The sequence below is a fragment of the Imperialibacter roseus genome (assembly GCF_032999765.1).
In the GTDB taxonomy this organism is placed as follows: Bacteria; Bacteroidota; Bacteroidia; order Cytophagales; family Cyclobacteriaceae; genus Imperialibacter; species Imperialibacter roseus.
Genome location: NZ_CP136051.1, coordinates 2,445,441 through 2,470,109 on the forward strand (window position 1 = coordinate 2,445,441; position 24,669 = coordinate 2,470,109).

Consider the following 24,669-nt stretch of genomic DNA (forward strand, 5'->3'; position numbering starts at 1 on the left):
TTTTGCCGCTTTATAAGATCAAAATTTTAAAACTGATCCCAAATAGGCTATTTTGAAACCATGAAAAAAGTCTTCGGATTTATACTCACCATTGGAATTGGTCTTTTGAGTGTGGCTATCCTGTACATGGCTACAACTCAGTACTTGTTGGAAGGGGAGACCCTATATGACTATGGCTTATTTATAAAAGCCAATGTTATCGGAGAATCTCATATAGATGTTCGGCGAAGAGGTGCGTCCGACAGGATGCAGGACTTTGTGGAAATCACACCCATCATTGCATTTGAACACCCACAGGGCATCTTTGTTGACACTGCCCGACAATTTACCCGCATCATTCTTAAAGGAGCAATTGACGACCCGGAGGAAGTCCAAACCGGAGACACGGTTAATCTGCTTGTTAGCCCATATGAACCAAAGGCGTATATTGTAGAAGGGGAGGCAGACCCCAATAATTGGATAGGTTTCTTTATTTGGGCTGGTATAGGCGCAGCCCTTATGTTTTGGTTTTACAGGAGGTTCAAAAGCCACTTTCCCAAAGATGCTGAAACGAGACAGCTTTGACAGTAAATAATTTTTAACTAAAAAATTAGTTTGTAATCAACTATATTTTTAGTTTTGAAGCGCTGCCACCGTGCCTCGTCATATATGAATAGATTCCCGGCTCTGCTTTTTCTGCTATTTGCCCTTAGTTCATGCAATCGAACGCTGCTGACAAACAATACACCTCGATGCAAGTTTCGGCTTACGCAACAAGCACTATTGCTCACCGGCAAACGGTGGCAGGAGGTAAGCATAGAGGCGAGGAGATTATCCGCCGGTGCAATGCCAACCACAAAAGATTTCAAAGATGTTACCGGCCAGTTCAGTCCTTCTGATCTTGACGACGTGGCCATCTTTGACGAGAAGGGCGCCTATGTCTTCGACGAGGGGGCAGTAAAAGCCAGGCCCGAAAGCCCACAAGTATATGAGAAAGGAACCTGGTGCATTTGCAAAGGAGGGAACCAACTCATTCTAACCAATGGCCCGGCTATCACTGTGTACGACATCATTCGATTGGAGGAGAATTCATTGATCCTCCAACTGCACCGAACCAAAGAAGAAGTGGCTGATACTTACCTGTTGACGTATCAGCCATTCTGAGAAACCAAATTCACTTATAACTCATCGTGTAGCACCTTATCGAGAAAGCGTATTGCCTCCCTCTTAACTGATGCTACATCTTTTGCCAATCGGGGCGCAACAATCCCGTGGTTGCCTGCGTCAGGAAATGGGACTTTCTGCTTTGTCTCTGATGGTAGTTGCTGAAACATCTGTAGCATAGCAGTCACAGAGGCAACGTCATCTTGTATCGTGTCATTTTTGTACCAATACCCCATCCATACCGGGCTTTTCACCCTATCGAATGTTTCCGGAGTCATCGCATAAGTCATGAAATTCTGAAACTGGGCAAGGAAGGCCAAATTGCATTTGGTGGAATTATACAGCCCGTAGCCCTCATAGGGCTGTGGTACTTCGAAAGAATCAGCGCCGGAAACTTTCTTTATCAATTCCAGCCCCCAAGGCTTTGTAAACATCTCCATTCGTTCATCTACTGTTTTGACACAGGGGCTAAAGAGTACTACGGCCTTCAACTCCGGATGCTGTGAAGCGAGCCAGATGCTCAAAGCACCTCCAAATGATGTGCCCATGACAATTACCTTTTTGCCAAGCTGCTTAGCAACGGTCAGTGCATATTCCGCAGAATAGACGAAATCGTCGGCAGTTTCGCTGGCGAGTGTGGCTGGGCCAAGATCAACACCATGACCAGCCAGTCGGGCCAGGTATAGATTAGCATCGTAACGTGCAGCTATTTCTTTGTGAATAGGGTCGGCTTCCTCGTGGCTCGACGTGCCACCATGAAGATACAGGAATGCATATTCGGTGGGCGACTTCGAAAGACTGTCGGCCCATACTATCGTTGCTTCGCAGCCAGGCTTGATGCCGACGACAGCTGACTCTGATAGTTTGATCTGCTGTTCCAGACTCGTCAAGCCGGAAGGTAGGTCAACTACCATGTGCTGTAGTTTAGGGCGGGCTGGCTTGGGGCCTGAAAGATAAATAATTAGCCCTCCTGCAATTATGGCTGAAACTATAACAAGGATTCTTTTTCTCATAAGATTACCATTTTTTCTCTTATGTAAAATGAAGCGGGTTGAATTGGACAATCCAATAACTTTTTTTGTTTCCGCCATGCCATATAAAAACTAATAAGCGCTTCAGTCAACCACCACAGACGCACAAATAACTGCTTCTATTGTATTGTAATATATTACTTATAACTTTGTATATTATACATTGTATATCACGATATGAAGAACAAAGGAATTGGTGAATTTGAAGAGCTGATACTACTTGCCGTCTGCATCCTGGCCCAAGGCGCCTATGGCGTATCGGTAAAACAAGAGGTTGAAAAGCATTCTGGCAGATCGATTTTGCTGGGAGCCGTTCACATAACCCTCTATCGCTTACAAGACAAAGGTTTGCTCGAATCTGAGTTGGGAGGTAACAGCGAAAAGAGGGGAGACCGCAGGAAACGCCTTTTCAGAGTAACTCAGGCTGGCATGAAGCAGTTGGAGGCTGCCCAGGATGTACGCCAGAAAATGTGGAAACTAATTCCTCAGCTTAACACTGGCGTTTAATGAAAAGCAACCACAAACCTTCTCTGCCGCCTGGCCTGGCCAATTGGCTGGCCTCCAAATTTATCGACGAGTCCTATCTGGAGGAGTTCTTTGGCGATCTCCAGGAAATGTATGAAGAACGTCTGAAAACCAAAGGAAAACTGTACGCCGGTTTTATGCACTGGGTAGACGTCTTTCACCTTCTTTTCGGATTCGCTTCAACAGGTCTTTTCAAAACTCAAAATAGCAACACAATGATGATCAGAAACATGTTCAAGATCGCCTGGCGGAATGCTGTCCGGCAAAAGCAGTTCACCATACTCAATATGCTGGGGCTTACAATTGGTGTGGCTGCCTGCTTGCTGATTGGTCTCTATGTCTACAATGAAAACTCATATGACACCTTCTTTGCCAATGGAGATCGAATTTATCGCATCAACCAGCCAGATATTTGGGGCGACTGGAAGCAGAAGTCTTCCGCCACAGGACCAAATGTGGCGATAGCGCTGAGAGAAGATGCACCGGAATTTGAAGAGGTGACAAGGATTTTGGATCGGGGAGCACAAACTGTTCGCATTCCGCAGGATGGAAAAATTGCTGAACCCTTCAACGAAACGGAATACTATATTGCAGAGGAGAATTTCTTCAAAGTCTTTTCTTTCGAATTTGTAGAAGGCGACCCTGCCACCGCATTGCTCGATACCGATGCGGCAGTCATCACCCTGGAAACGGCCCGGCGCTATTTCGGTCACGCTGATCCCATGGGCAAGTTAATCCAGGTAAAAGAATGGAACGGCGAGTGGAGTACGTTTATCGTAAGGGGCGTGCTGGCCGATATTCCGGAACGCAGCCACTTGCAGTTCAATGTGCTCATTTCACTCAATAGCATGCGTGAGCCCTTGAAGGACCTGGATTGGAAGTGGATCTGGACAGGTTTTTCTACCTATGGCCTTGTGACCGAAGGCACCGACATCGCAGCTCTTACCGACAAGCTACAGGCCATACCGCCAAAATGGGCTGCTGCAACCGCTGAGCGCATCTTCAACCAAACCTATGAAGAATTCACACGAGGTAATCCGTGGACACTCTATCTTCAGCCTTTAAGAGAAATCTATGCCTCCGGCGACCCGGAAGCCCACCGTTTTGGCCCCACCGGTATTCCACAATTTGTTCAGCTTTTTGCCGCTATAGGCATGTTGGTGCTTTTGCTTTCCAGTATCAACTTTATGAACCTTGCCACGGCCAGATCTGCCGGCAGAGCAAAAGAGGTCGGCATCAGAAAAGTGCTGGGTTCCGGTAGAAGGGCACTCATGGCTCAGTTTGTATTTGAATCGTTGCTGTTTGTTGCGGCAAGCACTTTGCTAGCACTTCTTTTGGTAGGCTTGTCTCTGGATGGTTTCAATAGCCTGGCCGACAAGAAGCTCGACCTGGTGTCAGAGCTGGGCAACCCGATCTTTATTGGCACACTGCTGTCTTTTGTCTTGTTGCTGGGTTTGCTGGCGGGAAGCTATCCAGCCTTTTATCTATCGTCTTTCAAGCCGGTAGAAGTACTCAAGGGTAGGGTGAGAGCCGGCTTCAGGGGCAAGGGGATCAGGAATGGCCTGGTTGTCTTTCAGTTTACCATTTCTATTGCGCTAATCATCTGTACCTTTTTTGTACAAAAGCAACTAGCTTACACCTCGCAGGTAGACCTGGGCTATTCCAGCAACAACATACTGCAACTTCATAACCTGGCGCAGCTTGGCAAGAAGGAAGAAATTCTCATAACCAGGCTTCAGGCCAATCCTGCCTTCACACACCTTGGCGAGTCGTATGGGGTGCCTCCTTATATACGGTCGGGCGACAGGTACAAGGCCAGGGAAACGGCGCAGGGCACCGACAATCCCGTGGTGGAGCTCAGCAACCTGCGCACGGAAGGCAGCTACCTCGATCTGCTGGGCGTGCAGTTTGTGGAAGGACGGAACTTTGAGCCTGACAGAGTGAATGACAAATACGGGGTTATTCTCAACGAAAAAGCTGCCAAAACGCTAGGCTGGACAAATGAATCCGCAGTGGGTAAATACGTGATAGTGGCGTCCGACAACGAGCCCGAATTTGAAGTGCTGGGCGTGCTCAAGGATTTTAATATCAACAGCGTAAAGCAAAAGATAGACCCTCTGATCATTCTGCACAAGGACAACGACAAAATATGGGATTACCAGATGGGTCGTTTATATGTGTCGATGCGGATTAACCCGGAGGTGGTGAATACGTCGGGAACCCTGCAAAAGCTGATCGAAGAAGTGGAAGGAGAGCTAGCTGCTGTGGATGCCTCCGTGCCATTTGAGTACAGCTTTATGGATCAGGAGTTTGAGAACACCTTTAAGTCCGAACAGCGGGTAGGTGCCATTTTGAATCTGTTTACTGCTATGGCACTCGCCATCGCCTGCCTGGGCTTGTTTGGACTGGCGGCTTTTAGTGCCGAACAGCGCACCAAGGAGCTCGGCATCCGTAAGGTGCTGGGAGCCAAAGCGGCAGAACTGGCTTTGTTGTTTTCCTCCGAGTTTACAAGACTGATTTTCATTTCAATCGTACTTGCTTCTCCCGTTGCCTGGTACCTGGTAGACGCCTGGCTCAACGACTTTGCCTATCGGACAACGATCGATGTTTGGGTGTTTGTGGTGGCTGCTGGCAGTGCGCTGGCAATCGCCCTTGGCACCATTACCTACCAGTCTCTTTCTGTCACGAGAAGAAACCCGGTGGACGTGCTGAAAGATGAGTAATATGAGCGCCAGAGATGTTTTTGGGTGATTTCGCCCAGAAACGTCTCTATCCTTCTTTTACGCTTTCTTGTTCCGCTGACTAAGCCAGCCCCACAACGCCCCGGTTGCCAGCTTAAAGGAAAAGCCCCTTTATTCTTAGAGGAGCTGGTTGCACAGGCATTTTTAGCATCACAACACTGGAAGCTATTTGTGGTTTACTATTTCGGTATTTGCCATTAAAGCTAGTTTTCTAGAGAAGGGGATAGCACTTGATTATTACCCTTCAAACAATCGAATTGTCGAGTGTGAAAAACTGATTTTTTTTGTTTTTCTTCGGGCTTTGAATCAATCAGTTCATTTTAACTAACCAGCGTTATGAGAAAATTTATCGTTTTATCGTTTTTTGTCGCTCTCTGTTTTCTACAAGCAAAAGCCCAGGACGTCAGTCTGAAAGGCGGCCTTGGATATGCTATGCAAAGTGAAAAAATGGGAGTGCTACTGGGGGCCAGGGTGGGCATCACTCCGAAAATCGATCTCGCAGGAGGTTTTGGCTTATTCTTTCCTGATACCTACAATAATGGTAACGGTACGAAGGTGAAGTCCAACATATGGATGTTTGACGTGGACGGTCACTACAATTTCACTCCGGGTGGAGCGGTCAAATTGTATCCTTTAGTGGGTATTAATTTCACCACCGGAAAAGTTAAAATCAATGACACCAAGACAACTAACACAGAAGTTGGTCTCAACATGGGGGGAGGCCTGGCCTATTCTTTCACAAGCAAGATTGACGGCTTCTTTGAGATAAAGTATATCCTTGGCAACGCAGACCAGGGCATGTTGGGATTTGGCGTGTTCTATAAATTATAATAGCTCGCAGAGAGGATGGCCGGTCTGCATTGCGAGACCGGCTGTTCTTATTGGTGCCATGCTAACCACAAGTTATAACTTTGCACTTCAGCTCAGCGGCTCCTATTTTTTGAAACAGAGACATATCTCTTATATTGTACCTCCGGTTGACACCGACGCACAATGAACCACTACTTCGAAACATTTTTTAGTTACGTGGAACAAATCCTTACCATGCCGGAAAGTGACAAGGAGCAATGCAGGCAGTATTTTACCCCGCTTTGGGTGCCAAAAGATACCATACTTGAAGAAGCGGGAAAAGTGCCCAAATACCACAATTTCATCGTGTCGGGCTATATGAGAAATTTCCGGCTTGATGAAAAAGGGGAAGAAGTAACAGTTGACTTAAACCACGGTCCGAGATTCTTCACTTCTTATTTCCATTTTGCTAACCAGACAGTTTCGAACGAAAGCCTCCACTGTATCACCGACTGCGAGCTGCTCAGAATCACCAAAGAAGGTTTTGACATCACGGTGGCCACTGGTTTGACCGCAAAAGACTACGCTTTATTGCTTTTTCAGAAGCTCATGGAAGAGGATAAGCAAAGAACGACTGATCTTGCTACCCGCACAGCCGAGCAGCGCTACCTCAAGCTGGTAGCCGAAAAACCAAACATTCCAAAAAACGTCCCGCTCAAATACATCTCCTCTTACCTCGGCATAAAGCCCGAGAGTCTGAGCCGCATCAGGCGGGAGTTGCTTTCCTAACAATTGTTAAGTGTGCTTGCTTTTTGGTCAGCTATTATTGCCTGGTCAAAAAAATTCAATATGAAAGTACAGAATCATCCCGCAGCAACGAAGGCTGTGGATCTTGCCGCAAGGTCGTGGTTTATAGTGGCGGTAATAGGGCAAATGATCTTTGCCTGTTACGTGCTCATGCTCTATTGGAAGTCGGCAGCACTCGGTGACTTTGAAAAGTGGAATGCGGCCTCTTCACACTTCTATGTCAAGGGCGACCTGCTTGGTAATACCATCTTTGGCTTGCATGTAGCCCTGGCAGCCATCATCACCATTTTGGCTCCTATGCAGCTCATTCCGCAGGTTCGCAGCTATGCGCCCGGGTTTCACAGGATCAGTGGACGTATCTACATCTTTTCGGCCTTCCTCATCAGCCTGGCAGGCCTTTACCTCAGCTGGATAAAAGGATCCGTTGGAGGGCTGGAAGGTTCGGTGGTTATCACCATGAATGCAGTGATTATTATGATTTGTGCCTTCTTCGCAGTTAAGAATGCTATTCGCCGGAACATCGCTTCACACAATCAATGGGCAGTGCATTTATTCCTGGCCATGAGTGGCGTTTGGCTGTTCCGGGTATTCTTAATGCTGTGGATCATGGCATGGCAAGCACCTGTAGGTTTTGACCCCGAAACTTTCACAGGGCCTTTTTTAAATTTCCTTGGCTTTATGGTCTACGTCTTTCCGCAAGCCATTGTTGCTTTCTATTTTTTGGCTAAAAAGTCAGAGGTAGCATCGACGAAATGGGCGTTTTCCGGCCTGATTTTTTTGATCACTATGGGCACTGCCCAGGGCATCGTCGCAGCTACCATGGGGTTGTGGGTGCCGAGGATGTAGATGCAGTCTGATCAGCCAAACTTGGCGACTAAGGGGGTACGCTAGCCAGCACCACAAGAGTAACCTCTTTTTCTCAAAGGGAAACAATCATGCTCTCTAAATATTTCATTATTATTACCTACCAAAATCACTACGAAGAAAGAATTCCTTTCATATCGCTACATTCAGCCAGTACCTTAAAAACCGGAAGATGAAAAGCCTAATCACATTGCTGCTGATTGTCCTGGCAGCTGTATCAACGCATGGACAGGACATAACAGGGCAATGGAACGGTATTCTGAAAGTGCAGGGAATACAATTGAGAGTTGTTTTCAATATCAATAAAGTTGATGACGGCTTTCAGTCAACTATGGACAGCCCCGACCAGGGGGCCAGGGGGATACCCGTTACCGCCACCAGCTTTGAGAATACCGCTTTGAAACTTACCGTCGCAAATGCTGGAATTGTGTATGAAGGCGTGTTAGGCAGCGACGGCGTTGTGGTTGGCAACTTCAAGCAAGCCGGGCAATCTTTCCCCATGAACTTGTCGAGGGAAGCAGTTGAAAAAGAAAAAATAGCAAGGCCGCAGGAGCCAGCAAAGCCCTATCCTTACCACTCCGAGGACATCACGTTTGAGAACAAGAAAGCAGGCATTTTACTGGCAGGAACATTGACCCTACCTAAAGAGACTGGCCTGTTCCCTGTGGCTATTTTAATAAGCGGCAGTGGTCCGCAAAATAGGGATGAGGAGCTGGCAGGACATAAACCGTTTCTAGTCTTATCCGATTACTTAACAAGAAACGGTATTGCCGTGTTGCGGTTTGACGACAGAGGAACTTCTTCATCCGAAGGGGATTTCAAGACCGCTACCAGTGCGGACTTCGCCACGGATGTGGAAGCAGCTATCGACTATCTGCAAGCACGAAAGGAAATAGACAACCGTAAAATAGGGCTTATTGGTCATAGCGAGGGAGGGCTCATAGCACCAATGGTGGCTGCTCGCTCCAAAGACGTCGCTTTCATCGTACTATTGGCTGGAACTGGCATTCCCGGCGACCAGCTGCTTTTGGCGCAACAGCAACTGATTGGAAAAGCATCGGGGCTTAGCGACGACGTTTTGCAGAAGAACCAGTCAATCAGCAAAAAGGCATTTGAGATGGTGGCCAGCGATACTAACTTCGAACAGCTAAAAACAAACCTGACGAACTATCTCAGCAGCGCCCTGAAAGAAAGCGGAAGCGGCGCATTGCCACAGGGCATGAATGTGAATGACTTTGTGAGCTTGCAGGTGAGTCAGCTGGTAAGTCCCTGGATGCAGTATTTTATCAAGTATGATCCCGCACCGGCTTTGGAAAAGGTAAAATGCCCTGTTTTGGCTATCAATGGAGAAAACGACTTGCAGGTGCCACCGAATGAGAACCTGGAGGCCATTAAAAAAGCATTAAACAAAGGGGGAAATAAGAAAGCAACCATCAAGGAGCTGCCTGGCTTGAATCATCTGTTTCAGGAAAGCAAAACCGGTTCGCTAGCCGAATACGCCGTCATAGAGCAAACCTTTTCTCCCACGGCCCTGGCGGTGGTATCCGATTGGATAGTGAAACAAATGAAATAAGTCGGCGGTAGAAATTGCTGATCAAAATTGGTTGCTTTGGACAGTAGCAAGAAACGCTCCTCTTAATTGGTGTAGCGGCAGAAGTAATAACCGGAAGGGAATATTGATAACTTCGTATTGATACTATACCAACCTCGGTTGGAAGGGCCTCAGTGATCACTTCAAAAATAATTGATTCGTAACACTTTGCTCTCGGGAATTAATGATCATATTCGATCCAGCGAATGCCGAATCAGGACTACCCATTCGTTTTGCTTTCCTCTATGAAAACCAGGTTCCTTACCTCGACAGTACTGACAAGTTATTTTCTACTTGGGTTATCCTCCTGCCACCTTTTAACACCGGATGAGGTCTTACCCGGACTAGAAGCATATACACTAAAAACAGATGTGCAGGCATTTGAATTAATTTCGATCTTTGTCAAAGATACAAAGCTCTCACAAGCTCATTACAATGGTCAATTTGGCCGGGAAGACATAACAGTTGGGAGGGCTAATGACACTCTGCTTGTTGCCATGGTGCCGAATACGGCTGGAACATTTAGCCTGCAAGCTACCATCGAAGGTAAATTGCTTGACCTGCAGCTAAACGTAATTGCTGCGACGGAAGTAGCTGAACCGGCCGTATACCTTGATGAATTTGTGAAGCAGGCCAATTTTAGCCAACTCGAGGCTTCCCTTGATGCCCAGGTAAAGGCAGGCACCAAAAGCAGAGAAGCCGCTGACGTCACTTTAAAGGCCGTGCGGCAGGCACAGGCCGAAACACTACAAATGTTGCATCAGGCTACTGCTGGGGAAATAAAAGAAGCAGCCAGCTTTATTGCTGTCAACCGCCACCTTTTTGATGAAATTGAGGCGTCTCTGGCTGAACTTCAGTTGGCCGAAGGTTCAAGCGGAGGACGGGCGATGGTAGATGCCGCAACCAGGCAGAAACTCCTCACTTTAACTTTTGCGCTGGCCAAGATTGGTGCTATGGTGGGCGGCCCGGCCCTTGTGCTTGTAGAATTGGGGGCTCTCATTCCAGGCGGTGTGGTGGGTACCAAACTGTGGGCCACTGCCGGAGCTACATTAGGCATCGCTATTTTTCGTAACCAGATTATTAAACAGAAAGAAATTGCCGTACAGGCGGTGCTCGACCTTTTTGACGACAGCATGGTGGCTGTTCAGAAAAGCTTAACTGCTGAATTTCAGCGGACAGCGCAGGAGACTTTTGAAAATGGCCAGCTACGCAAGGTAAATGTGAACCTGCGCATGCGCAATTTGCAGCCTTCCGACCTCAATTCGGAGGTGAGCCTGTATCGAAATTTTGTACTGGCCTACAACATACTTACCGAGGTTTGGAATAGCTATATGACCGAATTCGGGAACTTCCCAGCTATGCTGCCTCTAAAGGAGAGCACGCTTACGCCAGCTTTTCAGAACATGAGCCTTCACGTAGTCGACAATGCTGATGTGACTGGATCTTTGCAATGGATAGATGGACAGTATATGGCAGTGTTTACGAGTAATGTCGACGCTGACCAGGATTTTACTGCCCGTTTTACTTATACCGAAGATTACATTGACCCCATTGAGTGGGACGTAGCCAGTCATCTGAAGGTAATCGATTGTGGCGAAGGTATTTCCACGGCACCTGTTATTACCGGCGTGTCCTTCAGTTGTGGATACCCAGACGGCAGCAATAGTGATAAAATTGCTATTCTGATTTCTTTTACCGCCGATGGGCCCGGCATCATTGCCTATGATGGTTTTGGTTATTGCGAGCTAGCAGATGCCTGTTATCCAACCCGGTTGTATTTTCTGGACTCTCCCGCATCCGCCTGGCAAATTGCGGCCAATGGTTACGATGCCGAACTGGTTTCTGGAACCATCAATGCAGGAGTGGTTGCCATTACCATCAAAACCTGTCAGGAAGGAAAGTCGGCCAGACAGTCTCTTGACGCTATCTATCCGGGTTACCAATGGAAAGTGCAGCTGATCAATAAATGCAACCAACGCTCAACCGAAGTCGGCGTATAGTGCATTGATTGAAAATGCTTGATCGCCCCACAAAAGTCCTCTGTAAGACTGCTTAGTACAGTAGTAGCCTGCTGAGTAACACCCCGAATAAGTAGCTATTTGTTGAAATACTTTCTTTTTTTAAGGTAGAATATGGTACAATAGAGCTATGGGAATTATCAATTCAAATATTGTCAGCATGAAGCAACTAACCGAGCTGTGAAAAAAGACCAGTACAAATGACAAGTGAAGAGTTACTCAATAGAATATCCGAAGAAATAGCGAAGACCGAGCAGATGATCAAGGACTATCAGTAAATGACAAAACCCATTGCGCCGGATGCGTCGATACGGGGAATTTCACGAATGGACGCCATCGATATTGCGCAAAGTAGCGGAGCGATTTGAATCCGGCTACCGTTAGCCCAGAGTAGTTAATCCAACCAATAGCAGAAAGTACTGAGCAGGAGCACAAAACAAGGCTGTGACAAGCGCCAATAAAATAAAGACAGGAATACCTCATAGCGTCCCTCTAAGCAAACCTATTCATTTGAAAGCAGTATTTTCCGTGACGAAATGGTTGACCGTTTTTCTTTTCCCACTTTTCATGTCTATTGACTGCAATGGGCAAATCAAAAGCCTCGATAGTTTAGATGCTACTGATAGTGGCCCAGGGAATAAAAAAGCAGGAGTAAAATTTGAATCAGGCATAGAATATTTAACGCCTACTCATAACAACCGGAGTATTCAAACAGTGACAGCTAATCTATTTGTTGGAAGAGAGTTCTTCGAAAAAATCCGGTTTTCAGTATATGGAGGTGTCACGACTACTTATGCTTGGGGAACCATCGTTCAATGGGACGACAACTTTAACAATATTACCTATCATAACAATGCTGCAGGGATCGGTCCGGCTTTCCAGGTACGTTTTGAGCCTTTCGTTTATAATAGATTTTCATTTTCTCCTGATTTTGGGGGTGGGTTGATTTTTTACTCAAGTAAATTTCCTCACGGGGGCGACATCTATAATTTCATGTGGAGAATGGGAGGAGCGATTCATTACCGTGTCAATAGTACATACGGTGTCAATTTGACTTCAAAATGGTTGCACGTATCAAACGGACAAGGTTTGGGAGCCCATAATCCATCGTATGAAGCCTGGGGAGTTGGAGTAGCGTTTGTGAAGTATTTGTAACTCTCGGGTACTCAGGCAAAGGCACAGGTTGGCTGAAGCAAACCGCAAAGGTTTTAGATATGCCGTACCTACGGTACTCGCAGTAAGTCTGTTTTAGGTGGCTGGTGTTACCGGCATATCGTCCCTAGGGGACTACTATACGTCAATACGTTTGCAGCGTCTGATTACATATATTGCTGCAAATACAACCAGCAGTTGTCAAAATGCAACCAAAATTAGCGTAATTACAACTATAAGGATCGAGTTTATTGATGATCCAGGAAATGAGTTGAAATACCTTTGTCGTGTCGAAAACAATAAAGATGACACATATGGAAACAAAGATGATAGGTAGCAAAATTGCCGATGCAAGGAAGAAACTCAATGTCTCTCAGGCGCAGCTGGCGCAGCAGCTCTTTATTAGCCCGCAGGCAGTTGGCAAATGGGAACGGGGAGAATCTATCCCGGATATTATTACTCTTGACAAGCTTGCCAAAATAGTAGGAGTTGACCTCAATTATTTTTCAGAAAGCTTCTCTACTAGCGGCACAAATGGAGACAAATCTGCATCAGAAAAACAGAACGTACTGGCTGGAGAATCAGGCACCAGCGCAAGAAAAAGTCTTAATTGGGATATGTCGCATGGGAACTGGCTGGATGTTGACTTTTCCGGTCTCAAAAATCTGCAAGAGAAATTCAGCGCATCCAACATACAACGCTGTCTGTTTGTCGGTTCAAATTTGTCAGGACTTCTTCTCAATAGCAACAATGTGAGTGACTGTGACTTTTCAAATTCTGACATTACTAACAGCCACATTCAACGTTCTCACTTGACCAACAATATATTCAGAGACTGCTCGCTAAATGAAGTTGAATTTTTAAAAAGTTATATCGAAAGCGGCGACTTTACTGGTGCCGATTTTACTGGTGTGGAGTTTAAATCGGGTGGTTTCGGGAACAATAAAATTGCCAATGTTGTGTGGAACCGCACCTCATTTATTGGCAGTCAGCTTGCTGACTTGGTTTTTGAAGGCAAAATAGACGGTTGTTTTTTTGAAAGCTGCACATTTACAAAAGTGACATTTCAGCGTGCAACCCTGGTGAACACTTTTTTTAAGAATAACAAGAAATTGAAGCAGATCCAGTTTATTGACTGCCAGGTGGACAAGTTGACCTATGCTTTTTTGAAGAGCGGAAGAGCAGATTTGAGAGGGGTTAATTTGATAGGGGAGTAAGCGAACAGCCTTATTTGATGAATAACTTGTCGTGACAATAAAAAAGAGGCTGGAGATGGCAGCCTCTTTTTTATTGACTTAGAAAGCCTCTTTATTCACTCCTTAAATATTTTACCGGGTTGATATACACCGCTTTGATGGTTCTGTAGAGTATGGTGAGAAAGGTGATCATTATTACCGCTACAATAGGAACCACAAAAAGGACGGGAGAAATAGTTACCTGATAGGCGAACGTGTCAAGCCAGTCGCTCATGAAGTAGTAGCCAATGGGCAATGCCACCAGTGCTGCTACGCTGATAAGCCAGATGAAATTTCGGCTCACTAGCCAAACGATATGTGGCGATTTTGCTCCCAACACCTTTCTGATACCAATCTCTTTCGTTTTGCGCTCGACGATGAATGTGACCATTCCCAGCATTCCCAGGCAGCTAATCAACACAGCCAGCACAGCAAATGCTTTGAACATAGTGCTCAGCCTTTCCTCTCCCTGATACTGGTTTTCGAACGACTCGTCTACAAAATTGTAGTTGATGGTGTTCTTCTGGTCAAATTTGGCCCAGGTCTGCTCCACAAAGGCTATTGTTTCTGAAAGGTTTACCGGGTTTATTTTGAGAGAAATCCTGCGGTAATTATCATTCTTCACCATGATCATGGGGCCTATTTCGCTGTGAAGCGATTCAAAATGGAAGTCCTTCATGACGCCGATGATTTTCCCGTCAGTGCCACCGTAGTTCATCGAACGGTTGATGGCTTCTTCTGCACTGGCAAGACTCATTGCCTTTACTGCTGCCTCATTGACGATAAAATAACCAATGGAATCGGAGTCCATATACCTTTCAAAGTCATTGCCGGCGGCCATTTCTATTCCGTAAGTGGTGATGAAATTTTCATCGGCAACGATGTAAGGAAGTCTGAAATTCACCGGTGTAAGCGAATCACCGAGAAAGATGCTGGCTCCCTGAGAGTCGAGCAGGTTACCTGTCGGAATCCGGGACACAAAGGTGGCGTGGGTGATGTTCTGATTGGCAAGCAGCTCATTTCGGAAAGCCTCCTTTTTGGGATATATATCGTTCGATAGCGAAACATCCAGCACACTTTCTTTGTCGAAACCAGGATCAGAGTTGAATATAAATCCCATTTGCGCATTGAGAACCGCCAGCGAGAAGATAATAGCGATCGTAACCACATACTGAAATGTAACCAGCACTGTCCGAAAGTTTATCTTTCCAGTTTTGAAGGTTGATTCCCCCTTGAGCGACCGGATAGTATCCAGCCCCGAAAGGTAAATGGCAGGATAAATGCCGGCCAGCATGGCAACCAGAGCCAACAAACCGAACACAGTCAAAAACAGCTGAAAGTCCTGAAGAAAATTGATGGTGAGCTGCTTGTCCATAAAGTCATTCACCGACGGCAAGGCGATGGTGGCCAGGCCAACTGCAAGAGGAAACGAAATCAATGTGAGTATGACCGACTCAGTAAGAAACTGGCTGATCAGTGAGCCTCTTGAAGCGCCAATTGATTTACGAACGCCGATTTCCTTCATCCTTCGGGTATACCGTGAAGTAGCCAGGTTCATATAGTTGATGCAAGCCACCACGATGAGCAGCATACCGATCACAGAGAATATCACCACCTGCGACATGCTGCCATTGTTTTCTATTTCACCCGAAATATTAGAGGTGAGGTGTATGTCGGTGAGGGGTTGCAGCACCAGTCCATAGTAGTTATGGGCTTTTACCCCTCGGATATCGGCAATGTGCTTGTCAAAAAAAGCAGACCCACCTGCTTCCACGGCTGGAGCACCCGCGGCATCGCTGAGCCGCACGTAGGTCAGGTAGTTGTAGTTACCTGTTACATTGTTCGTCACGTCAGGGTTGTTGACGACGTTTTCATAAATGGCGAATGGAGCCAGGTAGTCGAAATGAAAGTGCTGCTGACGGGGCATATTCTCCATCACACCCGTGATTTGGAGTGACAATCCCGCACCTCTTGCTTCAATTTTCACGCTCTTGCCAACAATGTCCTGCTCTCTCCAGTCATTGCCAAAGATTCTGATGGCAGCATCTTCGGAGATAACCATAGAAGTCTCGTTGGTGAAGGCTGACTCCTTGTTTCCCTGCAAAAAAGGGAAGGTGAAAATATCAAAAACGTCGGGATCGGCAAACACAACCTGCTCGCCTGGCAGCCTTTTATCTTCATAAATAACGTCCGGGAAAGCCCAGGGAAAGAAACGTGTCGCATGAGTCACCTGTGGGAAGTCCTCCTTAATGCGAGGGCCATGACCAGCCGAAGCAAATGCCCAATGACGGGACAGTGTCTCACCGTCGCCAGAGAAGTTCTTAATCGTTATTCTGAAAATCTCGTCCGCATGTTCATGGTTGCGGTCGTAGCTGAGCTCGTCTTTTACAAACAAGGCGATGAGGATAAAAGCAGCCATGCCGGTGGAAAGCCCAAGCAGGTTGATAGCGGTACTCACCTTGTATTTGGTGAGGTTGCGCAGTCCGATTTTGATGTAATTCTTAATCATATCCAATTTATTGTTGAGTTTCAAAAGGGGGAGAAACGGCTTGATCAATGAGGGCCGCATCATACCAGCCACCTGCCTCACAAACCAAAAGTCGGCCATTAGCTTACTCACTGCCGGTTCATGGAATTGATACTCCTCTTCCAGGTCACCAAGTATATCCTCGGCAAAGTCGGCATGACAGAACCAAAGAAACCATTTGGTAGCCCAGCTGGGTGGGTAGTATTTTGTTTTCCTATCTTCCACTGATCTTCAAATCAAGTACAGCGCCGGGTATCGCATCCCAGAGGCTCATTCTTGTTTCTCTATAATGCTCCAGGGCTTTTACACCAAAAGGGGTAATCTTAAAGTAGCGCTTTCTCTTGCCGCCTCTTACTGCGGTCGCTTCGCCAAACTCGGAGGCCAGGTAGCCCTTGGCTTCCATTCTGCGAAGGGCCGTTTGCATAGCACCCGTGCTAACTTTGCGTTTCATTCGCATTTCAATTTCCTGCTTGATGTTGACACCATAGGCGTCATCATTCAGGATGGCCACAGTCAACAATACAACTTCCTCAAACTCGCCCAATTGATAATTATTCATAACATTTGCCTTTAATGTCCTAAATGTATATAAAATAGAAAGACATAAAAACCCTAAATGTTTATTTAATAGATTGTTAGACGGTTAAATAAGAATTGGGTTGCAGTTTTTGGGTAAAAAGATAAGGGCAAGAGTTGAGTGCTGCCTTCAACTTTAAAACTTCGTCTACCTCGTGGCGAAAAAATTAATTTTTCGGCAAAGCCCGTCACCCAATCAGATCGAACGAAAGGTAATGTTGCATAAGCCCGAAGTGTTTGTCTTTGCTCAATAGCGTCAAATTGTTCTCAATAACTTGCTGAACAATGATCAGGTCGGGTATCCCCACTTTGTTTACGCCGTTGCTGATATTCAGTGCCTGATATTTTCTTATCAGAGACCAATCAATATCCAACTCAACTAAGGGGATAGCATGCAGACTATTGATTACGTCCGTTTGCTTTAATTTCTCCAGGGGTGGAAGAAGTTCTGTTAAAATGAGTTCATTTGTGCATACCAGGTCTTCCCGTATATACGTTTCCAGCCTTTCGTAATTTCCCAGCCTGAAGAAGTCAATCCAGATAGAGCTATCGACTAATATTTTGGCACTCTGTCTCATTCTCGTTCCCGTAGCTGATCGAGGTCAATGTCAAGGTCAATTTTCCCTTTAAATGATATGAGCTTTAACCTTTGGTTTCGATTAATCATCTCCTCCAGGGCTTCCGTCACTAGCTGACTTTTGGTTTTAGCGCCGGATATCTTCATGGCTTTATCGATTAGTCCATTGGGTAAATCCAGAGTTGTCCTCATAGTACATCAATTTATATGCAAGATAGCATAATAAACGGTGTATTTGACTTCGAGTTAACTGTTTGAAAACAACAACGCCAGGCCATTCACTCAAACAGTCCCAGCTGGCCACCCCGTAAACCTTTTGGTGGTTTTGCTTTTCCCTTTACCGTTCTGCCTCCGTAGCGCCAGCTATTCTCTCTTTCCTGCTTAATCACGTCGTCAAGACTGCCTGTTGGCTCAAAGTCTTTCTCCAGTGCCTGGGTTGCTTTTGTCAGCGAATTCAACGCATTCAACTTGTCGCTGTGCCCCAGCTTTGCTTTTTCAATTGAAGTTCTCAGCACATCAATACTTTCGTCGTAGACTTTGGTGGGAACGGGAAAAGGATGACCGTCTTTTCCACCATGAGCGAAACTAAACCTGGCAGGGTCGCTGAAGCGGGAAGGGGTGCCATGGATTACCTCGCTCACCAGAGTTAACGATTGGAGCGTACGTGGACCGAGGCCCTCAAGAAGCAGCAGGTTTTCAAAATCATGTGTGGGCAACTCCTGCGCCAGCACCAGCACAGCACCCAGTCGTTTGAGGTCGACATCCTTCGCTTGCACATCATGATGGGAGGGAAGCCTGATCTTTTTGATCTCGGCAAGCATCTTATCAGGATCTTCCTTTGAAATAGCGATGATTCCGTTCTTTGAAGTATGAGCCTCTTTGTGTGTGAGGTTAAGTATCTGTCCTTGATTTCGTCCGTAAATGAAGGTGTGTGGCTCCTCGGTAAAGCTTTTCAATTCAGATGAATGCCAGTGGTACCTTCTTGCATAGCCAGTGGCATCATTCATTCCCTGCTGGATAACAGACCATTCTCCTGTGTCTGTCAGCACGAAAGAGTGAAGATAAATCTGGAATCCATCCTGAATGGCTGTGTTGTCCACTTTGGCGGAAAGTCGGCTGCTACGTACCAGCTCAGCCCCATTGAGCCCTGTTTTGTCGGCAATGGCTCTGAGCTCGTTGGGTGTATTGCGGCTGTGTTTACCCCGCCCTCCGCAGATGTAGATGCCAAGCTCTTTTGAAATCGGGTTAATCGACGACTTCAAAGCGCCCATTACAGAGGTAGTGATTCCTGAGGAATGCCAGTCCATGCCCATCACACAGCCCAGCGACTGAAACCAGGCAGGATCGCTCAGCCGCTTGATCACCTCTGCTTTACCATACTCCAGCACAATGGCTTCTACTATGGCACCGCCTAACAGAGACATGCGCTCCGCCAGCCAGCGAGGAACTGTGCCATAGTGAAGAGGGAGATCGGCGTGGCCTGAACGTTGCATAGGTATAAAGTTACGGCTAATGTAGAACAAACCCTTTTCAGGGTATTGAAAATCGGCTAGATTGCTTCTTTTAAATGATTCCCCAGCCAGCCATCTGATGACAAACGACGACAAGGCCATACGAACCACCTATTTCAGCATTGTGGGCAATACCTGCCTGGCGCTGCTTAAGGGTTTGGCAGGCTTTTTTGGCAATTCTTATGCGCTGATTGCCGATGCAATTGAGTCGACAACGGACATCTTTTCGTCGTTCCTCGTGCTTCTTGGCCTTAAATACGCCAAACGGCCAGCCGATGACAATCACCCCTATGGCCATGGCAGGATAGAACCCCTTATTACTTTTATTGTTGTTGCTTTTTTGGTCACCTCCGCCACGGTGATTGCCTATGAGAGTATCCAACATATCTTCACTCCTCACAAAACGCCAAAAACTTGGACGCTTTTTGTATTGGGAGCCATTATCCTTTGGAAAGAGATCTCCTACCAAATTGTGATGAAGCGGGGAAGAGAAACTAACAGCTCGTCGCTGAAAGCCGATGCCTGGCATCATCGCAGTGATGCGATCACCTCCATTATGGCGTTCATTGGCATTTCCATTGCTATTTATTTTGGAGAGGGTTATGAAACGGCCGACGACTGGGCCGCACTCCTGGCCTCTGGCTTTATTTTATACAACAGTTACCTCATTTTCCGACCGGCATTAGGAGAAATCATGGACGAACACATGTACGATGACGTCGTCGCTGAGATAAGAGAAGTGGCCAAAACAGTTGATGGAGTTATTGATACAGAAAAATGTTTTGTCAGAAAAGCCGGTATGCAATATTATGTGGATCTGCACGCTGCTGTAGATGGTAAAATTACTGTTACCGAGGGTCACGACATATCGCACAAACTTAAATCAGCACTCAAGAAGCAAATACCAGAAATTGCCCAGGTACTGATACACATCGAGCCCGACGAATAAAAAGCTTTAAGCGCTGGTCGACAGCGTTATTTTATAAAAATAAAGTTTCGAGAACGGTCCCGGTCTATTATTTCTTTGCATTTCGATCTAAATTCGATAAAATGCCGGTCTATACCCACTCAAAATGTATTGAAGCTTCTGCCTGGCTAATTGAGCATTATCACCATTGGCCGGTAGGCGCTGACCATCAGTCATGAAAAGATTTCCTACCCTCTTCCTGTTCATAGCACTTATACTCGGTTGTCAACAAAACAATCAAACATCCTCAAACCAACACCCGGAGCCGATTGGCACCGACAATATTGCCTACAAATGGGGCGAAATGGCCTTAAAAGCTACCGCCAATGACACGGAGAAGTTCAAGCCACGTCCTACCATTACCTCCCGTTACCTGGGATTGATCTTCGTGTCGGTTTTTGACGCTTGGTCCAGGTACGATGAAAAAGCAACGCCTGTTTATCTTTCCGGCGTTGAGCGAAGACCCGCCGATGAACAAACCCTTAAAAACAAAGAGATTGCTATCAGCTACGCCGCTTTCCGGGCAATGAATGAGTACTATTTTTCTGACCAGCCCATGTTTCGGGATTTCATGGAGGAATTGGGGCTTGATCCAGATAACGAGTCGCTGGACGCTAGCACACCAGAGGGAATAGGTAACCTGGCTGCCAAAGCAGTGATCGAAGCACGAAAAGGCGACGGTGCCAACCAATATGCGGAGGAAGAGGGATCCGGTGGGCAGCCCTATTTCGACTACACAGGCTATGCGCCGGTGAACCCGGTTGATAAGAATGTGGATCCGAATCGCTGGCAACCCAAATATTTTTCCGACGGCAAAGGAGGGAAGTATGCGCCTGGCTGCCTCACACCCTTTTGGGACAAAGTAAGGCCAGTGGCGCTGAAGTCAGGAGATCAGTTTCGCCCGGGACCACCACCTATGGTAGGATCCGAACAACTGGAAAAAGAGGTGTGGGAGGTGATTGAGATGCAGGCCAACCTTACCGACGAGCAAAAGGCTCTTGTGGAATTTATGCGGGACGGTCCGCAGTCGGTGCAACAAGCAGGCCATTGGCTGAAGTTTGCTCAGGACGTTTCTGTGCGGGACAACCACACCCTTGACCAGGATGTGAAGATGTACTTCTACAATCAGGTTGTAGCCATGGACGCCTTTATTGCTTCATGGGATTCAAAGATGTTCTACGATTATGCAAGACCCTATGCGTTGGTGCATCAGTACTACGATGACCAAAAGATCAAAGCCTGGGGCGGTGAGGGAAAAGGGATGATTGAAATGACAGGCAATCAATGGCGGCCTTATTCTCCTGAAACCTTTCTTTGTCCGCCGTTTCCCAGTTATGTATCGGGCCACAGCACCATCAGTGGGGGATGTGCTGAAGCGTTGAAGCTATGGACAGGGAGCGACGAATTTGGCTCCGAGTCGGTTTTGGTGGCGGGTGCCATGACAGAACCCGACAACCTGGGTGATACCGTAACTTTGCGATTCCCAACATTCACCCAAACGGCTGAAATGGCTGGCATTTCAAGGGTGCTCGGCGGCTATCATATCCAATCCGACAATATTGAAGGGTTAAAGCTGGGTCGTGAGGTGGCGAGGGAGGCCTGGAAGTTCTATAAGATGCATGTGGGAGAGGAGTAAAAAGTTTTTGTTATAACGCCCTGCTTTTGCCGACGCACGCCTCGAAGCCTTAGTGTTGTTCCGCTTCTCCAGAGCATCTATATTACAGCAATGAAAAGAGCTTGGGTAGTTTCTATTTGCTTGTTGGTTTGTTTCGGAGCAAACGCTCAAAACGCAGACGCCATAGACAGCCTGCTTTTGGCGTACAGGCAAAACCCCGGCAACGGGCAAGCCCTGGAGGAAATAGTCAATTATTATCGGACGGAGAACCTCGACTCTTTGCAGTTCTATTCTCATCAGCTGACGGCGTTGGCCGGAGAGAACAAAGAGTTGGTGAACGAAGTGTTGCTGACTCGTGTCAACGCCTATATGCTTTTCAACCGCTACGACAGTGCTGACAGCCTGCTTCAGCAGGTTAAATTGGATGAAAGTGCCTCTCCACGGATGCGGGTTGGATACATTATGGCTACGGGCCGCATGTTATTCTTCAATCAGCAGTACGACAAGGCTTTGGAGAACTTCTACATTGCCCGCCAGCAAATAAAAGACAATGACCTGACCGAGCTTTTGCCCGAGGCATACGCCGATATAGCGTCTGTATTAAGGCAGAACAATGATCTTGAAAACTGCGCCCGATATTATGCACTTGCTTTAGCAGGAGCAACAGCTGCTAATGATGCTGAGCTGCAGGTAAGAGTTTGCTACGCCCTCTGTAGGATTTATAACGGGGGCATTTCTGTCGACCTCGACTCGTCAGTATACTACGGTGAGTTGGGCATGGAAATAGCCCGTAAAGCTGGTTACAACTACGGGTATGCCACCATGGTGGACATTGTCACTGCGCCCATCATCCGGCAGGGCCAATACCGCAAAGGCATACAAATGGCCAAAGAAGCTCGCAGGTATATCGAGAAATACAACTTTCCGCAGCGTTCTCTCTATTATCAAATACTCAACGAGGGCTTTGCCTACGAAAAACTAGGTGTTTACGACTCTGCTATGCTTCGCATGACTGAGGGAGCAACACTTCGCCCAACTGGTATCGATCATCACCGGCTTAAGTACCTGATTCACAAATCGAAGGGAGAGTTTAATCAGGCATTACAGGCGTATGAGCTGTACAAGACCAAGTATGACTCTATAGTCAGCGGAAGGAACTCTGCGAGCCTGTCCTCCTTACAAGCGAGATTGGAAGCCAATATCAAAGAGCAGGAGGTTGCGAGGCTGACACAAACTGCTGAAGTGCAAGCCCTCCAGCTATCTCAGCAAAGGTATTTTTTGGGGGGGCTGGCTATTTTAATCATACTGTTGACAGGAGGCGCTGTGTTGATTTACAGGCAACGCCAAATAAAGCAGCAGCAGGCGCTGACTAATATGGAGCTGGAGGAAACCAGAAAGCGACTGACCCTGGAGCAGCAATACAGGGCCTCAGAGCTCAAAGCGCTGCGTTCGCAAATGAACCCCCACTTCATATTCAATGCCCTCAATTCCATTCAGGAATATATCATGATGAATGAGAAAAAACTTGCAGGAAAGTTCCTCGGGAAATTTGCTGACCTGATGCGCATTTACCTTCATCACAGCCAGATCAGGCAAATCACTGTTGCTGAGGAAATCGAGGCATTGAATCTCTATCTGGAGCTTGAAAAGCTGCGTTTCGAGGATACACTTTCCTACCGGATACAAGTTGACGAGCATCTCGATCCGGGACTTATTACAATTCCCACTTTTCTCATTCAGCCCTACGTGGAAAACGCCATCAAGCATGGCTTGCTTCACAAAAACACTGATCGTGAGTTGTCTGTCTCTTTTCACTACCATCCCGATCATCAGCTATTGGAATGTGAAATTGTGGACAATGGAATTGGCAGGAAAAAATCGGGGGAGATTAATATTCTTAGGAATCCCGATCATCAATCGTTTGGTATGAGTGCAACCAAAAACCGGCTGGAATTACTGAACTTCAACAATAAAAATCGGCCGATAGGAGAGACGGTGCATGATCTTCATAACAAGAACGGCGAAGCAATCGGAACAAAAGTGGTGCTAAGTATTCCCATATTGGAATTCGCCAGTTAGGAAGTTGAAAATCGGCATTGGGAAACTTGATCAGAGTGAAACTGAAATACCCCATAGTTTTAGAAAAAAAAGTGTATGCGGGCAGTAATTATCGATGATGAGCAGAAAGCCAGAAATCTCTTGCGGATTTTGCTGGAAGAAAATTGCCCTCAGATCAACGAAATAGAAGACGCCGACAGTCTGCCAAAAGGAGTAAGCCTCATCAATCAGTTCAAGCCTGATATTGTTTTTCTGGACATAGAAATGCCAGGGTACTCAGGTATTCAATTGCTGGATTTTTTCACCCGGGAGCAAATCACTTTTGAGATTATTTTCACTACAGCCTATAGTGAGCATGCCATCAAAGCTTTTGAACTTAACGCCATCAGCTACTTGCTGAAGCCGCTCCGGGACGAGCAGGTTGAAGGAGCGGTAAAAAAAGCCATTACCCAAATTGGTAAATCGAGAGTGAGTGAGAGGCTGGAAGAGCTTAAAAATACCTTCAAGGCTTCCAGTGTTCGTAAAGTGGGGCTTCCTGTGTCCAATGGTGTCATCTTTGTTGAATTCGACGACATAGTCATGCTGGAAGCAGACAGAATGTATACCAAAGTTTCTACCCAAAGTAGCGGAGACATCCTGGTTAGCAAGCCGATGAAGTTTTTCATTGACGTGTTAAAAGAAGCCGCAGAGTTTTATCGACCGCACCGCTCTTACCTCATTAATCTGAAGCATATCAAACAATACGTGAATCAGGATGGTGGCTACATCATCATGGATAATCAAAAGACCGTCGGCATCTCCAAGGACAAGAAAGACGAGTTTTTCGAGGTAATACAGGGAAGCTGATTGCCTCTCTTTTTGTACTTACCTCTCCTGCCTGCCATTCCTTAATCTTTCCATTCTCCGGCTTCGGAAATTCAAACCAGCCCTTTGGAAGTTCGC

General features: G+C 46.6%; 21 protein-coding genes. 15 read left to right on the top strand and 6 right to left on the bottom strand.

Annotated features, from left to right (window positions below):
• Nucleotides 1–60 precede the first annotated feature (60 nt).
• Both RT717_RS10185 and RT717_RS10190 read left to right on the top strand, forming a co-directional pair.
• Nucleotides 61–564, top strand: a complete 504-nt coding sequence (locus tag RT717_RS10185; RefSeq protein ID WP_317491629.1) for a hypothetical protein — start codon at nucleotides 61–63, stop codon at nucleotides 562–564.
• A 261-nt stretch (nucleotides 565–825) separates the two neighbouring features.
• On the top strand, nucleotides 826–1,143 hold the full coding sequence (locus RT717_RS10190; RefSeq protein ID WP_317491630.1) for a hypothetical protein: 318 nt from the start codon (nucleotides 826–828) through the stop codon (nucleotides 1,141–1,143).
• A 14-nt stretch (nucleotides 1,144–1,157) separates the two neighbouring features.
• Here the strand turns inward: RT717_RS10190 and RT717_RS10195 are convergent, their stop codons facing one another.
• On the bottom strand, nucleotides 1,158–2,156 hold the full coding sequence (locus RT717_RS10195; protein ID WP_317491631.1) for an alpha/beta hydrolase: 999 nt from the start codon (nucleotides 2,154–2,156) through the stop codon (nucleotides 1,158–1,160).
• A 195-nt stretch (nucleotides 2,157–2,351) separates the two neighbouring features.
• Between RT717_RS10195 and RT717_RS10200 the strand changes: the two genes are divergently transcribed.
• The 9 genes from RT717_RS10200 to RT717_RS10240 all read left to right on the top strand — a co-directional run bounded on the left by RT717_RS10200 (nucleotide 2,352) and on the right by RT717_RS10240 (nucleotide 13,878).
• Complete coding sequence (locus RT717_RS10200) at nucleotides 2,352–2,681, top strand: PadR family transcriptional regulator (protein WP_317491632.1); 330 nt, start codon at nucleotides 2,352–2,354, stop codon at nucleotides 2,679–2,681.
• Nucleotides 2,681–5,422: an ABC transporter permease gene (locus tag RT717_RS10205; RefSeq protein ID WP_317491633.1), complete on the top strand. Its 2,742-nt coding sequence runs from the start codon at nucleotides 2,681–2,683 to the stop codon at nucleotides 5,420–5,422. Before RT717_RS10200 ends, RT717_RS10205 begins: the two co-directional genes overlap by 1 nt.
• Before the next feature lie 354 nt (nucleotides 5,423–5,776).
• Complete coding sequence (locus RT717_RS10210; RefSeq protein ID WP_317491634.1) at nucleotides 5,777–6,271, top strand: outer membrane beta-barrel protein; 495 nt, start codon at nucleotides 5,777–5,779, stop codon at nucleotides 6,269–6,271.
• Nucleotides 6,272–6,433: 162 nt separating this feature from the next.
• Nucleotides 6,434–7,018, top strand: a complete 585-nt coding sequence (locus RT717_RS10215) for a Crp/Fnr family transcriptional regulator (RefSeq protein ID WP_317491635.1) — start codon at nucleotides 6,434–6,436, stop codon at nucleotides 7,016–7,018.
• A gap of 60 nt (nucleotides 7,019–7,078) precedes the next feature.
• The gene (locus RT717_RS10220) at nucleotides 7,079–7,882 is read left to right on the top strand and encodes a DUF2306 domain-containing protein (protein WP_317491636.1); all 804 of its coding nucleotides are present in this window, start codon (nucleotides 7,079–7,081) and stop codon (nucleotides 7,880–7,882) included.
• A gap of 190 nt (nucleotides 7,883–8,072) precedes the next feature.
• Nucleotides 8,073–9,473 carry an alpha/beta hydrolase family protein gene (locus RT717_RS10225; RefSeq protein WP_317491637.1) on the top strand — a complete coding sequence of 467 codons (1,401 nt, stop codon included), beginning with the start codon at nucleotides 8,073–8,075 and terminating at the stop codon, nucleotides 9,471–9,473.
• Between the two features lie 263 nt (nucleotides 9,474–9,736).
• Nucleotides 9,737–11,491, top strand: coding sequence for a hypothetical protein (locus tag RT717_RS10230; RefSeq protein ID WP_317491638.1), 1,755 nt, complete (start codon nucleotides 9,737–9,739; stop codon nucleotides 11,489–11,491).
• 528 nt (nucleotides 11,492–12,019) lie between these two features.
• Nucleotides 12,020–12,664, top strand: coding sequence for a hypothetical protein (locus RT717_RS10235; protein ID WP_317491639.1), 645 nt, complete (start codon nucleotides 12,020–12,022; stop codon nucleotides 12,662–12,664).
• A gap of 311 nt (nucleotides 12,665–12,975) precedes the next feature.
• Complete coding sequence (locus RT717_RS10240; protein WP_317491640.1) at nucleotides 12,976–13,878, top strand: helix-turn-helix domain-containing protein; 903 nt, start codon at nucleotides 12,976–12,978, stop codon at nucleotides 13,876–13,878.
• A gap of 91 nt (nucleotides 13,879–13,969) precedes the next feature.
• Here the strand turns inward: RT717_RS10240 and RT717_RS10245 are convergent, their stop codons facing one another.
• The 5 genes from RT717_RS10245 to RT717_RS10265 all read right to left on the bottom strand — a co-directional run bounded on the left by RT717_RS10245 (nucleotide 13,970) and on the right by RT717_RS10265 (nucleotide 19,069).
• Entirely contained in the window at nucleotides 13,970–16,648 is a 2,679-nt protein-coding gene (locus tag RT717_RS10245) for an FtsX-like permease family protein (RefSeq protein ID WP_317491641.1), read from the bottom strand.
• Entirely contained in the window at nucleotides 16,638–16,982 is a 345-nt protein-coding gene (locus tag RT717_RS10250) for a PadR family transcriptional regulator (RefSeq protein ID WP_317491642.1), read from the bottom strand. Before RT717_RS10250 ends, RT717_RS10245 begins: the two co-directional genes overlap by 11 nt.
• A gap of 205 nt (nucleotides 16,983–17,187) precedes the next feature.
• Nucleotides 17,188–17,577 carry a PIN domain-containing protein gene (locus RT717_RS10255; RefSeq protein WP_317491643.1) on the bottom strand — a complete coding sequence of 130 codons (390 nt, stop codon included), beginning with the start codon at nucleotides 17,575–17,577 and terminating at the stop codon, nucleotides 17,188–17,190.
• The gene (locus RT717_RS10260; protein ID WP_317491644.1) at nucleotides 17,574–17,768 is read right to left on the bottom strand and encodes a type II toxin-antitoxin system VapB family antitoxin; all 195 of its coding nucleotides are present in this window, start codon (nucleotides 17,766–17,768) and stop codon (nucleotides 17,574–17,576) included. The genes RT717_RS10255 and RT717_RS10260 overlap by 4 nt, the downstream gene beginning before the upstream one ends.
• An 86-nt stretch (nucleotides 17,769–17,854) precedes the next feature.
• Nucleotides 17,855–19,069, bottom strand: coding sequence for a DUF763 domain-containing protein (locus RT717_RS10265; RefSeq protein WP_317491645.1), 1,215 nt, complete (start codon nucleotides 19,067–19,069; stop codon nucleotides 17,855–17,857).
• A gap of 97 nt (nucleotides 19,070–19,166) precedes the next feature.
• Here RT717_RS10265 and RT717_RS10270 point away from each other — a divergent pair, with 97 nt between their 5' ends.
• The 4 genes from RT717_RS10270 (at nucleotide 19,167) to RT717_RS10285 (ending at nucleotide 24,573) form a co-directional block, all read left to right on the top strand.
• Nucleotides 19,167–20,036 (top strand): cation diffusion facilitator family transporter, encoded by an 870-nt coding sequence (locus RT717_RS10270; RefSeq protein WP_317491646.1) that lies wholly within the window; start codon nucleotides 19,167–19,169, stop codon nucleotides 20,034–20,036.
• Between the two features lie 193 nt (nucleotides 20,037–20,229).
• Nucleotides 20,230–21,690, top strand: coding sequence for a vanadium-dependent haloperoxidase (locus RT717_RS10275; protein WP_317491647.1), 1,461 nt, complete (start codon nucleotides 20,230–20,232; stop codon nucleotides 21,688–21,690).
• A gap of 90 nt (nucleotides 21,691–21,780) precedes the next feature.
• On the top strand, nucleotides 21,781–23,748 hold the full coding sequence (locus RT717_RS10280; RefSeq protein WP_317491648.1) for a sensor histidine kinase: 1,968 nt from the start codon (nucleotides 21,781–21,783) through the stop codon (nucleotides 23,746–23,748).
• Between the two features lie 75 nt (nucleotides 23,749–23,823).
• A complete protein-coding gene (locus tag RT717_RS10285) occupies nucleotides 23,824–24,573 on the top strand; it encodes a LytR/AlgR family response regulator transcription factor (protein ID WP_317491649.1) in 750 nt (249 codons plus the stop codon).
• Nucleotides 24,574–24,669: the final 96 nt, after the last annotated feature.

Coding starts and splice junctions, on each gene's coding strand:
- RT717_RS10185 (WP_317491629.1), top strand. CDS start 61: ATGAAAAAAGTCTTCGGATTTATACTCACCATTGGAATTGGTCTTTTG.
- RT717_RS10190 (WP_317491630.1), top strand. CDS start 826: ATGCCAACCACAAAAGATTTCAAAGATGTTACCGGCCAGTTCAGTCCT.
- RT717_RS10195 (WP_317491631.1), bottom strand. CDS start 2,156: ATGAGAAAAAGAATCCTTGTTATAGTTTCAGCCATAATTGCAGGAGGG.
- RT717_RS10200 (WP_317491632.1), top strand. CDS start 2,352: ATGAAGAACAAAGGAATTGGTGAATTTGAAGAGCTGATACTACTTGCC.
- RT717_RS10205 (WP_317491633.1), top strand. CDS start 2,681: ATGAAAAGCAACCACAAACCTTCTCTGCCGCCTGGCCTGGCCAATTGG.
- RT717_RS10210 (WP_317491634.1), top strand. CDS start 5,777: ATGAGAAAATTTATCGTTTTATCGTTTTTTGTCGCTCTCTGTTTTCTA.
- RT717_RS10215 (WP_317491635.1), top strand. CDS start 6,434: ATGAACCACTACTTCGAAACATTTTTTAGTTACGTGGAACAAATCCTT.
- RT717_RS10220 (WP_317491636.1), top strand. CDS start 7,079: ATGAAAGTACAGAATCATCCCGCAGCAACGAAGGCTGTGGATCTTGCC.
- RT717_RS10225 (WP_317491637.1), top strand. CDS start 8,073: ATGAAAAGCCTAATCACATTGCTGCTGATTGTCCTGGCAGCTGTATCA.
- RT717_RS10230 (WP_317491638.1), top strand. CDS start 9,737: ATGAAAACCAGGTTCCTTACCTCGACAGTACTGACAAGTTATTTTCTA.
- RT717_RS10240 (WP_317491640.1), top strand. CDS start 12,976: ATGGAAACAAAGATGATAGGTAGCAAAATTGCCGATGCAAGGAAGAAA.
- RT717_RS10250 (WP_317491642.1), bottom strand. CDS start 16,982: ATGAATAATTATCAATTGGGCGAGTTTGAGGAAGTTGTATTGTTGACT.
- RT717_RS10255 (WP_317491643.1), bottom strand. CDS start 17,577: ATGAGACAGAGTGCCAAAATATTAGTCGATAGCTCTATCTGGATTGAC.
- RT717_RS10260 (WP_317491644.1), bottom strand. CDS start 17,768: ATGAGGACAACTCTGGATTTACCCAATGGACTAATCGATAAAGCCATG.
- RT717_RS10265 (WP_317491645.1), bottom strand. CDS start 19,069: ATGCAACGTTCAGGCCACGCCGATCTCCCTCTTCACTATGGCACAGTT.
- RT717_RS10270 (WP_317491646.1), top strand. CDS start 19,167: ATGACAAACGACGACAAGGCCATACGAACCACCTATTTCAGCATTGTG.
- RT717_RS10275 (WP_317491647.1), top strand. CDS start 20,230: ATGAAAAGATTTCCTACCCTCTTCCTGTTCATAGCACTTATACTCGGT.
- RT717_RS10280 (WP_317491648.1), top strand. CDS start 21,781: ATGAAAAGAGCTTGGGTAGTTTCTATTTGCTTGTTGGTTTGTTTCGGA.
- RT717_RS10285 (WP_317491649.1), top strand. CDS start 23,824: ATGCGGGCAGTAATTATCGATGATGAGCAGAAAGCCAGAAATCTCTTG.